14 protein-coding genes and 3 pseudogenes are annotated in these 12,948 nt (G+C 60.2%); 7 read left to right on the top strand and 10 right to left on the bottom strand.

The genetic code is table 11. The features are described 5' to 3' along the window. Positions 1-43 precede the first annotated feature (43 nt). Positions 44-337 (bottom strand): hypothetical protein, encoded by a 294-nt coding sequence (locus AC0L2K_RS04595; RefSeq protein WP_473530734.1) that lies wholly within the window; start codon positions 335-337, stop codon positions 44-46. Positions 338-562: 225 nt separating this feature from the next. Here AC0L2K_RS04595 and AC0L2K_RS04590 point away from each other — a divergent pair, with 225 nt between their 5' ends. Next, complete coding sequence (locus tag AC0L2K_RS04590) at positions 563-715, top strand: hypothetical protein (RefSeq protein ID WP_473530733.1); 153 nt, start codon at positions 563-565, stop codon at positions 713-715. 132 nt (positions 716-847) lie between these two features. Continuing rightward, positions 848-1,465, top strand: coding sequence for a TetR/AcrR family transcriptional regulator (locus AC0L2K_RS04585; protein ID WP_473477166.1), 618 nt, complete (start codon positions 848-850; stop codon positions 1,463-1,465). 60 nt (positions 1,466-1,525) lie between these two features. Here the strand turns inward: AC0L2K_RS04585 and AC0L2K_RS04580 are convergent, their stop codons facing one another. The 4 genes from AC0L2K_RS04580 to AC0L2K_RS04565 form a co-directional block, all read right to left on the bottom strand. Beyond that, on the bottom strand, positions 1,526-2,449 hold the full coding sequence (locus AC0L2K_RS04580) for an NAD(P)/FAD-dependent oxidoreductase (protein WP_473530732.1): 924 nt from the start codon (positions 2,447-2,449) through the stop codon (positions 1,526-1,528). A gap of 212 nt (positions 2,450-2,661) precedes the next feature. Further along, the gene (locus AC0L2K_RS04575; RefSeq protein ID WP_473530731.1) at positions 2,662-3,135 is read right to left on the bottom strand and encodes a DUF2269 family protein; all 474 of its coding nucleotides are present in this window, start codon (positions 3,133-3,135) and stop codon (positions 2,662-2,664) included. Next, complete coding sequence (locus AC0L2K_RS04570; RefSeq protein ID WP_473530730.1) at positions 3,135-4,421, bottom strand: SDR family oxidoreductase; 1,287 nt, start codon at positions 4,419-4,421, stop codon at positions 3,135-3,137. The genes AC0L2K_RS04575 and AC0L2K_RS04570 overlap by 1 nt, the downstream gene beginning before the upstream one ends. A 141-nt stretch (positions 4,422-4,562) precedes the next feature. Then, positions 4,563-4,766: a hypothetical protein gene (locus AC0L2K_RS04565; RefSeq protein ID WP_473530729.1), complete on the bottom strand. Its 204-nt coding sequence runs from the start codon at positions 4,764-4,766 to the stop codon at positions 4,563-4,565. 1,120 nt (positions 4,767-5,886) lie between these two features. Here AC0L2K_RS04565 and AC0L2K_RS04560 point away from each other — a divergent pair. Further along, positions 5,887-6,579 (top strand): DUF899 domain-containing protein, encoded by a 693-nt coding sequence (locus AC0L2K_RS04560; RefSeq protein WP_473530728.1) that lies wholly within the window; start codon positions 5,887-5,889, stop codon positions 6,577-6,579. A 69-nt stretch (positions 6,580-6,648) separates the two neighbouring features. Here the strand turns inward: AC0L2K_RS04560 and AC0L2K_RS04555 are convergent, their stop codons facing one another. The 5 genes and pseudogenes from AC0L2K_RS04555 to AC0L2K_RS04535 form a co-directional block, all read right to left on the bottom strand. Then, entirely contained in the window at positions 6,649-7,143 is a 495-nt protein-coding gene (locus AC0L2K_RS04555) for a hypothetical protein (RefSeq protein WP_473530727.1), read from the bottom strand. A gap of 156 nt (positions 7,144-7,299) precedes the next feature. After that, entirely contained in the window at positions 7,300-7,920 is a 621-nt protein-coding gene (locus AC0L2K_RS04550; RefSeq protein ID WP_473530726.1) for a DUF4142 domain-containing protein, read from the bottom strand. 46 nt (positions 7,921-7,966) lie between these two features. Continuing rightward, positions 7,967-9,365 (bottom strand): annotated as a pseudogene (locus AC0L2K_RS04545) (cytochrome B6). 109 nt (positions 9,366-9,474) lie between these two features. After that, the gene (locus AC0L2K_RS04540; RefSeq protein WP_473530725.1) at positions 9,475-9,978 is read right to left on the bottom strand and encodes a DUF2243 domain-containing protein; all 504 of its coding nucleotides are present in this window, start codon (positions 9,976-9,978) and stop codon (positions 9,475-9,477) included. Positions 9,979-10,672: 694 nt separating this feature from the next. Next, positions 10,673-10,852, bottom strand: coding sequence for a DUF3606 domain-containing protein (locus AC0L2K_RS04535; protein ID WP_027154098.1), 180 nt, complete (start codon positions 10,850-10,852; stop codon positions 10,673-10,675). A 112-nt stretch (positions 10,853-10,964) separates the two neighbouring features. Between AC0L2K_RS04535 and AC0L2K_RS04530 the strand changes: the two genes are divergently transcribed. From AC0L2K_RS04530 to AC0L2K_RS04515, 4 genes and pseudogenes are all read left to right on the top strand, one after another. Then, positions 10,965-11,114, top strand: a complete 150-nt coding sequence (locus AC0L2K_RS04530; protein ID WP_287176796.1) for a hypothetical protein — start codon at positions 10,965-10,967, stop codon at positions 11,112-11,114. Positions 11,115-11,246: 132 nt separating this feature from the next. Beyond that, positions 11,247-11,666, top strand: a complete 420-nt coding sequence (locus AC0L2K_RS04525) for a DUF983 domain-containing protein (RefSeq protein WP_287281617.1) — start codon at positions 11,247-11,249, stop codon at positions 11,664-11,666. A 451-nt stretch (positions 11,667-12,117) separates the two neighbouring features. Beyond that, a pseudogene (locus tag AC0L2K_RS04520) lies at positions 12,118-12,573 on the top strand (inorganic diphosphatase); the annotation flags it as partial. 91 nt (positions 12,574-12,664) lie between these two features. After that, a pseudogene (locus AC0L2K_RS04515) lies at positions 12,665-12,862 on the top strand (DUF2934 domain-containing protein); the annotation flags it as partial. Positions 12,863-12,948 lie beyond the last annotated feature (86 nt).

The following is a 12,948-nucleotide window of genomic DNA, read 5'->3' as shown; positions in this document are numbered from 1 at the left end:
ACATGAAACGGGCACAGGCACCCAAGTAAATCGATTCACCAATTCACAAGCCACTCATGATCATTTTCCCGACTGCCAAAAGGCTCGGGTAATAGCCGCTGTACTTGGGCAGGCTACCGGGCACGTCCAGCACACGATGGTGATAGAATATATCCATCCGAACCGGCGGCAGCCGGGCCTCGGGCTCGAAATTGCTGACCGGGATGAACATCACCTTGAGCGGCCCGACGCCGGCAACCTCCACAACCGGCTTGCCGCAGGTCCGGCAGACCCCGCGATTGAAGTTCGGCGGCGGACGGTATTTCTTGAATGAAATATTGCCGGCGTTTTTCAGCACGACACCCTTGGCGCGAACGGCGACCACATCCGCGAACGGTTTGCCGTTGGAAGGCCTGGCAGATCAAACAGTGGCACCGGGAACCTGGCTTTCGGCAACGTATGCACCTCGAACGAGCAAGCGCTGCATTCGCAGGAGCCGCGTAGCGCCAACGATGGGTCGATGGTCATGTGCTGATGCTCCTCGTTGTCATTGGGAAACGGAATTCCAATCGCCGAAGCATCGATGTCCGAAATCGGCATTGATGGCATCTTCGATCGCTTTGCGACGCCCGATGATCGTGACCCTGAACTTGGCCAGATCAGCGCGTCGCTGCGCCAGCGAAGGCGCAGCATCATGCATGAAGGCAGCACGCTGGCCGGCGAGGAGACTGCCTAGCCGATCTGCATCGGTGATTTTTGCGATTGCGTTCATGGTCCACTCCGATGTAGACAGAAGAAACTTACGCCCTGATGTAGTCCCTTAAGTAGCCAGTGTCAACAATGTATTCGCAAGAAACTTTGAGGTAGCATGCAGGACGCACCCAACCGCCCCTATCACCACGGCGATCTCCGCCGTGCGGTTATCGAGACAGCGCTGGATATGCTTCGGGAGGAGAAGGGCTGGCAGTTTACGCTGCGGGAAGTCGCCCGCCGGGCTGGCGTAAGCCACGCGGCACCGTACAAGCACTTCCCCGATAAGTCCGCGCTGCTTGCGGAGATCGCTATGATTGGGTTCGACCGGCTGCGCGTGTCCCTATCGGCGGCGAACGCTGAAGCGCCGAAAACTCTGCGCGAGGAAATTACTCCGATAGCTCGAGCCTACGTCGCGTTCGGAACGGACAACCCGGCTCTCTACCGCCTAATGTTTAGCGCGGAGGAGGGAAAAGCGGTGGGAATGCATCTCAATGAGCGGGCGCTGGCGGTATTCGACGTTCTCCTCGAAATCCTCCGGCGCGGCCAGGCCGCGGGGAGCATTCGCAAGCGGCCGATAGAAGGTCAGGCGGCAGCCGGCTGGGGGCTCATCCACGGCATGACCATGCTTGCGATCGATGGACTCCTGGTGCCCGAGAAGGTGGGATCGGCCCCCTTGGATGCGGCCTTGAGCACACTGTTGGAGGGGCTGGGAAACCCAGCACCACAACAATAGCTGGTGCCATCCCGCTCGCCCCGCCTACCGTATATCTGTGCCCTTTAATGTTCAGGGGCCTTATTCGTAGCCGAGGGCCAGGTCATTGTGAACATCTGTCGCGGCGATCGCAGCCTGGCCGAAGGCGACTGCGATCTGGTTCAGAGCCTTGACCAGGTCGCCGATGGCATACACCCCCTCGACCGAAGTCCGCTGATGCTTGTCGACGATGACATAGCCCTCGTCGCAGCATTTGACGCCCATTGCCAGCGCAAGGTCGGAACGCACCTGGCATCCCATCGCCGGATAGATGACGTCGAAATGGCGCACCTCGCCGTCCTTGAGGATGGCCTGGTAGCCGCTGTCGGTGGGAACAAACTTTTTGAATGCGTCGCAAATAGCAATGTTCTCTTCCGTGGCCACGCGTCGTGTGCTGGCGGAAAAATCTGGAAGATAGCGTGCGATCATTGTGACGTGCTGCGTATACTGCTTGAGGAACAAGGCCTCTCGCAGCACCTGCGCCTCGTGACCGATGACCGCGACCTGACGATCTATGACTTCGTAGCCGTCACAAACCGGGCAAAGGCGTACGCTGCCTTTGGCGATGGCCTCGCGCAGACGCGGAATTGCAGGCACGACATCGACGATACCTGTCGCCAGGAATACCTTTCGGGCGACGATCCGCCCGCCGTTGGTTTCGGCGCCGAACCCGCCTACGGTCGGCTCGACCGATGACGCGTGATCCTGGATCAGTGTCGCTCCGAACTTGGCGGCCTGGGAACGAAGCCGCTGCAGAAGATCGGGGCCGCTGATCCCTTCCGGAAATCCCGGACAGTTGCGGCTTTCCGCAATCAGCCTCGCGCGCGGTTCACCCGCGTCGACCACGACGACCCGATGGCGGAACCTGGCGAGATAGACAGCCGCCGCCAGCCCCGCAGGTCCACCGCCAACGATGAGAACATCCGCTTCAGTCGCGGACGAGGCTGAATGTCGGCGTTTGCGCACGGGTTGATCCATCCGCGCCGAACGCATTCATGGGAAAGATGTTCCAGCGCCGAAATCGAAGCCACGGCATCCAAAGCGCGTCGCAATTTGAACGGATTCATGTGACGCGCTATAAGTTGTTGTTTATGCATGTTGTTGTCGCAAAACCGCTGCGCACCCTCGGTTCAAGCCCGAGGGCATGCTTTCGCGACATGCATTATCGCGGCAAGGCGTCACCACTCGACCGTCGGCCGCGCGATCATCAGCCAGAAAATCCCGAGGACGGCAGCAAAGGCGGGAAAGCCGAAGGCGAACCACAGCCGGAAAAGCCTGGTATACCGGGCCGGCAGCGGCCCCCCCGTTTTGGCGGCTTCGGACGCCAGCTTGCGCATTTCGATCTGCATCCACACCACCGGCAGCCAGAACACGCCGGTGACGATATAGAGCGCGATGGACAGCACGATCCAGCCTTCGGAGAGCGAGTAACCCGCCAGCCAGGCGAGCGCGACACCGGTTATCGGCTGCGCCACGACGGCGGTTGCCGTGAAGAGGAAGTCGGCGACCACGACGATGCGCGCCACTGCCGCAATTGTAGCCGCATTGCCGGTCCTGTGGGCGAGAAGCATGAAGAAGGCGATGCCGGCGCCGGTGCCAAGCAGCACGCTGGCACCGACGACATGCAGGAACTTCAGCACGAAATAGAGCATCAGCGCTCCTCCATGATCGCCAAGGCGACGACGTGAAGGACGATGATCGGCAGGACCTTCAGGAATGGCCCGAGTGGTTCGTTCCACAGGTCCGGGCGCAGGAAAGTGCCCACGACCAGATAGAACAGCGACAGCGCGATGCCGGAGTAGAGACCTTTCCGCGCCGTTGGCCGCCAGGCTACGAGTGCGCCGACGACGATGTCGGCAAGAGCGCCGGCGATCACGGCCGGCGCCGACAACATACCAGCCCCCGTGCTTTCCATGAGGTCGATGCCGTTGCCGTAGCCAGTGGTCAGCGACACAATCCCTGTCATGATCCAGAACAACGGCAGCACGACGAAGATTGCAGGCTTGATGACATAAAGCCCGGCAAACCATTTTTCCTGCACCGTCGCAGGATTGAGCGCGAGGAACTGCGCCAGGCTTTGTGGCCGCATGCCGGTCAGGGAAATCCAGTCCGACGGATCTCCGAGCGCCCCCCGTGCGATCTCCCTGGCAGCGTTGGTGCGCATCGGAGGCCGCCAGCCGAGCGTCGCGGCAAGATCGCCGAGGCGGTAGAGAATCCGCGCACCCCAACCCGGCAAGACCAGCCTGGCTGCAGGAGCCCAGCCGAGCCAGCGGCGGAAAGTACCGACGATCTCATCGATGGTCAGCTGTTCGGGACCGGCAAGTTCCAGCGCCATACGAGATGGACTGCCGGGATTGAGAAAGAAGAGCACCGTCGAGATCACATCCTCGAGCTGCACGACCTGCAGCCGGCCGGTATCTGGCATTGACGGCAGGATCGGCAGCGAGGCCAGACCGCGAAACAATGCACTGGCCCCAAACACAGGCCGGCCGAGCACCACGGAAGGGCGAAGGATTATCCAGTCCAGATCAAGTGCCATGAGCGCCTGATCGCCGGCATATTTCGTCGCCGAGAACGACGAAGGCTGTGCCCGATCCACACCCATTGCCGAGAAGTGGATCACCTTGGCAACGCCTGCCCGCGCGCAGGCGAGAAAAAGAGCCGCCGCCGCATCGCGATGGACTTGCCCGGTCTTTTCGCGCGGGCTGTCCTGCAGAACGCCGGCACAGTTCACCACGGCATCGACGCCAGTCAGATGCGGCAGCCAATCTTCAGGGCGTAGCGCGGCTGCCATATCCAGCACCAATGTCTGGTAATCACGGGCGGCATTTGCCCGCGGGCTACGGGCGATGCCGACCACCTCATGTCCTTGGGAAACGAGGCGGGCGCAGATCGAAGCGCCGATCAAGCCGGTGGCTCCAACAACGAGAATTCTCATCGGACCCCGATCTCCGGCAGCCACGAGATCGTCGCCGTTCTATTCGGCGCGTATCTCCGCCACATCGTCGATGTTTTTCCGGCGCTGCGAAAGCACACGTCTTTCGGCCATCTGCTCAGGGTTGATGATGACCATAGGCGTTCAATCCTCATTCCTGTACTCATGAATGAGAGCAAGGATTTGCGAGCGGACCAACTCGCGAGCCTCGGGCTGAACGAACGGCATCAAGAGTTCGACGCGTTCCTCGACGCTCTCGGGAAGATCCGCAGCAGGATCGACGAGGTCGTTGCCGTGCGCGTAGAGATTTTCCGTCAGTTTTTTATCAAGGTCGGAAAAAATGCCCATTGATCTGCTCCAAACCAGCTCCTCTGCTTAATTGAAGGCTGACGAAAATGTTCCCCGGATGATCGATCACAACAGCTGCTTCTCCGGCCGAAGCGCTGGGACTGGTCCAGCTCCACTTGTCCGGGCGGCAAGGAATTCAGGCAGTATCTTAATGTGGGAGAATTAGAGAGACATTTGCGCGAGGTGCGAAAAAGCAACGCCAATACAGCTGATTAGTGACGACGTAGGTACTCTCGCAGATGTGGTATTGGCCGTCCGGCGATTCCTGCACACGGTCCCGTGGGATGTTGAAATTATGCGGCAAGTAAGTGTAACCACCGTCTATCCTGGACCGTACCGACGACCGAGGTATGGCGCGGCAATCAGAGCCACCGCAACACTTGAATTTCGTCAGTGGGTCAATCCTGTCCTCGTACCAATCATGCGCGCTGGCGGCAGTTGCGGTGGCGATACACATCGTGAAGACGAGGCTTCGCATGGCGTTCCCCAGGTATTTGGCAGGCGCTGCTCGTTCGAGCGTCCATGTATATTAGCGTTCGATTAGAAACACCATTGGCCTCCGACCGACCACGCAGCTCCAGCAAGCGATGCTCGCAACTGGGCGTCGTCTCATTCGTTTCCGTGTCGGCCAGGACGCGGTGAGAATGCGTTGGATTGAGGGCTAAATGCGCGCTCCCGATTATTGCGGTAGGCGATTGCTGCAGGTCCGTTTGTTTGCAGCCCCACATTGAAATCCCGTCACACTTGTAACTCTCACCTCTCCGGCTGCCCGAGATAGCGTCTTTTTATCGAAACCGTGGAAACGGCGAATTCGACCGCAGGACCGGAAATGACGATGTTTGCAGCAAAAGAGAAAGCCACTTCGTTGCTCGGGCAGGCGGTCGGTTTTGCCCGCTGGCTCGGGCTCGTCGCCGCACCGACCTTGCACTGATGGCCTGGATTTCTACTGTCGGCTCGAGCATGACCATGTGCTCTGCCGCCTCGCTTTTCATGCCGATCAACGACATGGCCCTGATGTACCTGGTGATGAGCCTCTTTCACTTATCGCCGTGGCTGAAGCTCTTTTCCGCCCGTTCGCAGTACTGCAACACTTCCGTCGCCAAACCCAAGGAGACTGACAATGCAACACGCTGTTGTTTCACGCGATAACTGGCTGACCGCCCGCCGGGACCTCCTGCGAGCGGAGAAGGAACTCACGCAGCTTCGCGACAAGGTCGCACGCGAGCGGCTCGCGCTGCCATGGGTGCGTATCGACAAGGAATATTTGTTTGACACGCCGGACGGTCCGCGTGCGCTCGCCGACCTCTTCGACGGCCGCTCGCAACTTCTCGTGCAACATTTCATGTTCGCGCCGGGATGGAAGGAAGGCTGCCCAAGTTGCTCGTTCATGGCTGATCACACCGACGGCATGAACAGGCATCTGGCGCATCACGATGTAACCATGATCGCCGTCTCGCGCGCGCCGCTGGCCGATATTGAGCGCTACCGCAGACGTATGGGCTGGCAGTTCCGATGGGTGTCCTCGAACGGCAGTCCGTTCAACTACGATTTCCGGGTCAGTTTCATGCCCGAAGAGGTCGCTACCGGGCACATCGACTACAACTACGGCGAATGGCGGGAAACCGGCGAGGAATGGCCTGGCCTGAGCGCCTTCTACAAGGATGAGGCTGGCACCGTCTTTCACACCTACTCCACCTACGGCCGCGGTGTGGAGGTGATGATGGGCACCTACGCCATGCTCGACCTGATGCCAAAGGGCCGCAACGAAGCTGAGGGAATGGACTGGGTGCGCCGCCACGACCGCTACGCGTAGACCCGCGAATGAGCCCGGACGGAAAACGAGAAATATCCGTCGCATCTACAAGCCGCTGCCCTGGAGCCATCAGCCTGGCTCCTCACGAATTTCCGATATCGCCGCCCTTGGGCCGGCGGGCCGACCAAACACTTCGGCGCTTGCGGCTTCGAGCTCGCTCAGAGACCTGGAGAGGGTCGCGCCCCAGACGACATGGACGGCCAGCATCAGAAGATTTCGGTAGAAGGGGTGCCGCCAGGCTGGCGCGAGGATATGGGCAGCGGGAATCCATCCGAGATAGCTGAGCGCCCACACGCCCAGGCCATAAAGGATGCCGTTGCCACGGCGCGTGGGCAGAAGCGCGAAAATCGAGCCGGTCAGGGCTCCAAAGCCGAAATGGGCAAGCAGCGTGCTGGTTCGCGCGCCCTGCTCGTCACCGGCGGTGGCAACGCGCTCGACGATCTCGCGCGGTGGCAAAGGATAACGGTCCCGGTTGTCGAGCAACGGATGAAGGCGCCGCATGGCGATGGTCATCGCCAGCGTTGCCGCAAATCCCGCCAGAGCTCCTGATACGATCCGCTGCAACACCTCCTCCCACGATGATACTGCCAAACGGCAGTCTGGCGTGATTGTTCCGGACTGCCGCTGCGCGCGAGATCGTGGGCGGCCACTCGCCGCAAGGAAACGCGACGAGACTGGCCGAGGGACAATGCAGGAAAAAGTGATGTTGCCGCCGGCGGGCTACTGCTTAGTCGGCGCCGCGGCGGAGTCGGCGATCGCTTGGCTTGCCAGTTCCGCCTTGATGTCGCGCGCCAGTTGCAGATGCTCGAGCACCGTCGGCAAAGTCTCGGAGGCGAAATGCTGAAGGTCGGCATCCTGTCCCGACCCTATCTCCCATTCAAGCAGCTGCACCGTCTTCTGATGATCGGTGATCTGCCCGCTGATATAGGCAATATCAAACCTCGCCCCGTCGAGCTTTTCAAGCTCGGCCCGTTGCCTCTCGTGCTCCTCGTCGAGCCCTTCCGGCAGCGGGATCTTGTTGGTCTCAGCGAGAGATTTCAGTCTCGCGTTCGCCGCCGAGTGGTCGTCGACCATGCGGCCGGCAAATGCCGTGACGGCGGAGTTGCCGGACTTTTTCGCGAGCTTGCCGAATTCGACCTCGGCTGCGCCGCCGGCGGCGGCCAGTTGCGCGAACAGCCGGTCCTGGTAGTTGGTCTGATGAGGCGCCGGCTGGCCCGGCGCCTCCATCCTGGTATCCGGGGCCATGCCGGCCGGGTTTCCGATCTGGGCCAAAAGGGGCGATACCGAGAGGGGCGAAGCGGAAAGCGCCACCAACCCCAAAACAGTTGCACTAGCACGCATGAGAAACTCCATCGAAGATGTGCCGGGATCGGTCGGCCTGCCGCGATCAAAGCGCGAGCATATAGGCAACGAGGTCATTCTTTTCGTCTTGGGTGAGCTTGGTGCCGAGCACCAGGTTGAAAAACTCCACCGTGTCGGGGAGCGTCATCAGACGGCCGTCATGCAGATAGGGCGGCGTGTCCTTTATGCCGCGCAGCGTAAACGTCTTGATCGGCCCGTCCGGCAATTCCACCATGTCGTTGAAGGTCTGCCCCGGTCTATAGAAGCGCTCCAGCTTCAGATCGTGCATGTTGTTGTCCATGAACGACGTTTGCGGGACATGGCATTGCGCGCAGCGGCCCTTGCCCATGAACACGCGCTCGCCCGCCAGTTCCTGCTCGCTGGCCAAGGCGGGATCGAGCCGGCCGAACGGGTCGAGCTTCGGCGCCGGCGGAAAATCGATGATGTTCTGCATCTGCGCCATCATCGCCACCTGGTTCGTGCGATCGGGCAGGTTGACGCCCTTCCTGGTAGCGCTGACATGATCGCCGTTGAAGTATGCGGTGCGCTGCTCGAACTCGGTAAAATCCTCGACCGAGCGCAGCGCGACCGTTTCGACCCATGGATCTGCTGGTTGAACAGACCGCGCAGGCTGGTCGTGTCAAGACGGAAGCGCGCGGCCTGCGGCCTGACATCGGGCGTCAGATGAAAGGCAGCGTTGGTGTTGAAGTTGGCATGGCAATCGAGGCAGGTTACGCCCAGGCTCTGCGCCGCCACCTGCGGTCCTCGGTCTGATTGAATTCTTCCTGCGGGAATGGCGTCAGGAGTAGCCGCAGCCCTTCCATCTGAACCGGCGTGATGATGCCGTTCATGATTTCATAGTAGTTGCGGATCGTCAGCAACTCGCCGCGGGAAACGTCGCCCAGCTCCGGATGGGTGGTCAGGAATATCGGTGACGGGAACTCTGGCGTAAGGTGATCGGGAAGATCGAAATCGACGTCGAAGCGTCGGAGATCGCGCCCCTCCTGCCGGCCGATCTCACGAATTTCCTGTTCCGGAAAAACCTGTCCTCCGGTCGCCTGTTTGACGTGGGGCAGCGGCAGAAGCCCATGGGGCAGCAGGTTGCGGTCACGTATCTCGCCAGGGCTCATCTCGGCCAGGCCCTGCCAGGTCTGGCCATTCGCCAGCTTGACCCGGACGCCGTCCTGGACAGGTTTTGCCCCGCCCGACATCATTGTGCCTGGCATTGGGCGATCCGACAGGTCGTATCGCTCCTCCAGCAAAGCCCTCTGGCGTGCCGTGACGCGCGGCTTCTGCGCTTCGTCGTCAGCCTTGACAGCGGAGAATGGACGGGCGGGCAATGGTCGGTAGGTTGTATCGGGCGGCAGTGGATCCGACAGTGCGCTGAGGCTGGCGGCAACAACGACAAGAGCGCACGGAATGCCTGCATTCAACACTCTGCGCATTTTTCCCTCCATGGCTGAAGTGCCCCGAACCGCGCTGCGCGTGATTTGTTCCCGCAGCGAGCGGCCCATCCGGATCGACCAGTTCGGTGCATGCGTGCAGTGCCGGAAACTAGCGAGGCTCGCCTGGCGTCTCCCGTTTGCCCCGCCTTGCCAGCGCCAGGCCGCCGATCAGCATCAACGCACCCCAAACCAGGAACCCGATGTCCCAGTAGATCCACTGGTCCGGCGGGACGGTTTCGTTGACATGGTGGATGCCGAGAAGCTGGTGATTGATCACCCCTTCGACCAAATTGAATATACCGAAGCCCATGAGCATCGTCCCAAGCAACATCTTTCCCGACCACCAGAGATGAGATTTGTGAGCGGTGCGCCAGAGCACGGCCAAACCAAGCACGACGAAGATGTATGTGCCGGCGTGGAACAGGCCATCGAAAAGCGTGTTGAACTGAAGGTTCTCAACACTGTCGGCGGGATAGCCGGCGCTGGTCGCTATATGGTGCCACTGGAGCAACTGGTGCAGCACGATTCCATCGAAGAACCCGCCCAGGCCAAGCCCCAGCAGAATACCTGCGGACGTCGGAAAACGGCGATGCTGCGAAGCCGTGGTCGCCATCCCTCGCTCCTTTGGCACTCCCAACTTTGGGCCAGACCATGTGTTCCCTACCCTACCCCGCCTTTGGTATGCGTGGCTCCAGGTCGCAACCACGGCGTAACAATTGTTAGCGCGGGCTCACCGCCTAAACGACTCCAGCGTTTGCGCGCGCCTTCCTCGCGACAGGCTGCATCGCCGGCACCAGACTCCAAGCCTTGGGAGATCACTAAAATCAACATCGGCGCGGATTGTCGACTGCATGGGTGGGGCCGGCTGGACGCGCGGCGAGATCATGCGCTCGCTACCCCGGCTGATCGGTGCCGACAATAAGACCCAAACGGAAAATGCCAGGCTTGAAGACGAGCTTGCAATCGTTCGCGCCTGACGCGCGGCGGCCGGCAGGCTTGACACGCTACGTTGCCAAACGCGTACACTTCACAGGTCGCGCGCACTTACACGGCAAGCTGGCGCTTGATAGCCAACTCAGGTGCTGCCGCCCCATCTAAGCGGGAGACTGAAATGGCACAAACCAATCAGAATTTGGAGTATCGGCTCCAAGTGCGATGTCCTGAATATCCCCAGTGCCGATTGCGGTCACACGCCAGACTACTCGTGAGTGAGCTGACCGAGCATGTCGATTTGGATGCGCTGGACTGGCTTGTGCGCAAGTAGGTCGGGCGAGGCTACGTCCGAATCGCGCCGAAGATCGACCCGACTAGTCCTCCTTCTTCAAATCTTCAGCTTCGTCCTTCAGCCGCTGCCAGTCAGCGCCGTGCTTGCGAAGCAATGCCCGCGCTTGTTTGGGCGTCACGCCTGTCACCTCCGCGAGGTGCTCAACTTCTAGTTCTGCACCCTTCTTAACTCGGCTCGCGTCGCTCGTGCTCTTGTCCGCCATCTGTTGCGTCCTCCTTGGCCCAAGGTCGTTGGCAACGAATGTTGAACGTTGTGGTTCCGTCCCTGTGGAACTAACTGCCGGCCGTGTAGTTCTACCGCCGAAGGAGATCTCAATGCTTCGATTCTTAATCAGTCTTGGCGCGCTGTACGCGGCATTTCAAATTGGCCGTGAGTTCGGCCGCACCGAGTCGGAGGTCATCCAGATTCCACCCGACGATCGTCGTGCGACGGGAAATGGGACAGAGTTCGGCGAGCGGACCTAAGGGTTCTGGTAGCCCCCTAAAGCTTGCGCTATCACGCGACATTGGCGCGAGCAAAACCAGTTACTCGTCGCCGAAATCCAACGAGGACGCGGCCTGCTTCGGAACAACGCCGCGGCGATGTGGTTTTGTAGGATGACCTACAACGAAACGACCAACCCCGTCCTAACCGGTATCAGGGGACGTTGCCCGCGCTGCCAACAGGGGCATCTGTTCAGCACGTATCTCAAGCTGGCGCGGCGTTGCGAGGTATGCGGATTGAATTTCTCGTTCGCCGATCCGGCTGACGGGCCGGCCTTCTTTTCCATGTCAATTGTGGCATTCCCGGCGCTGGCTTTCGCACTATGGTTTCAGCTCACGTATGAGCCGTCCTATTGGATGCATGCGCTCACAACCTTACCCCTCACCGTTGGCGCGTGTGTTGCATTGCTAAGACCCCTCAAAGGCTGGCTAGTTTGCTCGCAGTACTTCCACAAGGCTGAGGAAGGCTCCATCGACCGAGAATGGCATGCAGCCGAAGCCGAGCGCCAACGGCAGCAGCCGCCGAATACGTGAAGTCTATGAGGCCAAGAAACGTATGTAGAGCTGCCGCACCTTTTGGCCCGCCAAATGCTCCCAACTACCTCGGTTCCTATTCGTCGCTGATACCGGCACAGAACTATGTCGGATATGGCCATGTTCGCCGCGGAGGTGCTTTATATGCAGCTTCACCGCCTCTGGCCCACTGCTTCGCCGGCCGTTTCTTCAACTCTTTGGGCGGTAGACCGGCGTTGTCCTGATCGATAATCGCATTCTCGATCTCAAGCTCACTGGCGGCTTCGAATGAGCAGTGTATTTGCGCGCCCAATCTGCATCGGTTTCCCTGAAGACCAGGGTAGGCACGTTCGGAACAAATCCGCGATCCGCCGCTTGGAGAACTCTGGAGCCATCGGCATGGGCTCGCGAGGACCAAACGTGGCGAATTATCTGACACTGCCTACGACTACATCGAAGGATCGGATCAAGGGTGGTCGTGGAAACGCCGCGTGGTACCGAAGCAAAGTTGACGTACAAACCCAAGAAGAAGCTGTTCGAGTATACGCGGCCGCTTCCAGCAGGCCTAGCCTACCCCTACGACTGGAGCTTTCTGCCTTCTACACTGGGCGATGATGGCGATGCCCTCGACGGTCTGGTTATCCATGAGGCAGCCAGCGCTCCCGGTGTTGTCATCAAATGCGATCTGCTGGCGGCCCTTCGTGTCATGCGGACGGAGAACGCCGAGACCGTGAGAAACGATCGCTATGTATTTTGCCCGCACAGGCAAGATGCGCATAGCGGGTCTCTCCTTGGCGAGAATGTTCCGGATCGGTTGCGATCCGAGATTGAGCAGTTTTTCCTCGCGTCAGTGTCCGGCACCGACAAGCAGATCGAATTCGAAGGGTGGCACGATTCCAGCCAAGCTCTCCGGAACATCCATCGGGCCATGAGAACTTTCGAGCGGAAACAGCGAGCGGCCCAATATGAGAGGAATGTAGGCTTGAGAACACAGGCTGCCTGGGGGCCGGTGGCGGGCATTTGCGCCGCCCCTTACCGCAGACAATGCTCTCCCGGAAACTCGCGAGATCGCCAGCTCAGACCTTTTGACCGTCGAGGCTCTGGCAATGCGAACGGGCATAAGCAGTGACCAGGCACAAGAACTGATCGATAGGCTTGGCAATGATCGCGCGGCCATCGAGGAAGCCGCGCGGAGCCTTAAGGCGGCGGGAGGGTGACCTCAGCAGCCAATCCCTGTTATCTCACGGCTCGGAATGTTCGCCGCGCCTTATTCGTCTTGTAGGTAAGCCCAGTTGGTGCCTCA

The organism is Mesorhizobium sp. WSM4817 (genome assembly GCF_055811135.1).
Note: the sequence above shows the minus strand (reverse complement) of the source record. Positions and strands in the feature narration are given on the sequence as shown.

Excerpts from the sequence above, each read along its gene's own strand:
- AC0L2K_RS04590 (WP_473530733.1), top strand. The coding sequence starts at position 563 with ATGTCCGAAATCGGCATTGATGGCATCTTCGATCGCTTTGCGACGCCC.
- AC0L2K_RS04585 (WP_473477166.1), top strand. The coding sequence starts at position 848 with ATGCAGGACGCACCCAACCGCCCCTATCACCACGGCGATCTCCGCCGT.
- AC0L2K_RS04575 (WP_473530731.1), bottom strand. The coding sequence starts at position 3,135 with ATGCTCTATTTCGTGCTGAAGTTCCTGCATGTCGTCGGTGCCAGCGTG.
- AC0L2K_RS04570 (WP_473530730.1), bottom strand. The coding sequence starts at position 4,421 with ATGAGAATTCTCGTTGTTGGAGCCACCGGCTTGATCGGCGCTTCGATC.
- AC0L2K_RS04565 (WP_473530729.1), bottom strand. The coding sequence starts at position 4,766 with ATGGGCATTTTTTCCGACCTTGATAAAAAACTGACGGAAAATCTCTAC.
- AC0L2K_RS04560 (WP_473530728.1), top strand. The coding sequence starts at position 5,887 with ATGCAACACGCTGTTGTTTCACGCGATAACTGGCTGACCGCCCGCCGG.
- AC0L2K_RS04550 (WP_473530726.1), bottom strand. The coding sequence starts at position 7,920 with ATGCGTGCTAGTGCAACTGTTTTGGGGTTGGTGGCGCTTTCCGCTTCG.
- AC0L2K_RS04540 (WP_473530725.1), bottom strand. The coding sequence starts at position 9,978 with ATGGCGACCACGGCTTCGCAGCATCGCCGTTTTCCGACGTCCGCAGGT.
- AC0L2K_RS04535 (WP_027154098.1), bottom strand. The coding sequence starts at position 10,852 with ATGGCGGACAAGAGCACGAGCGACGCGAGCCGAGTTAAGAAGGGTGCA.
- AC0L2K_RS04530 (WP_287176796.1), top strand. The coding sequence starts at position 10,965 with ATGCTTCGATTCTTAATCAGTCTTGGCGCGCTGTACGCGGCATTTCAA.
- AC0L2K_RS04525 (WP_287281617.1), top strand. The coding sequence starts at position 11,247 with ATGACCTACAACGAAACGACCAACCCCGTCCTAACCGGTATCAGGGGA.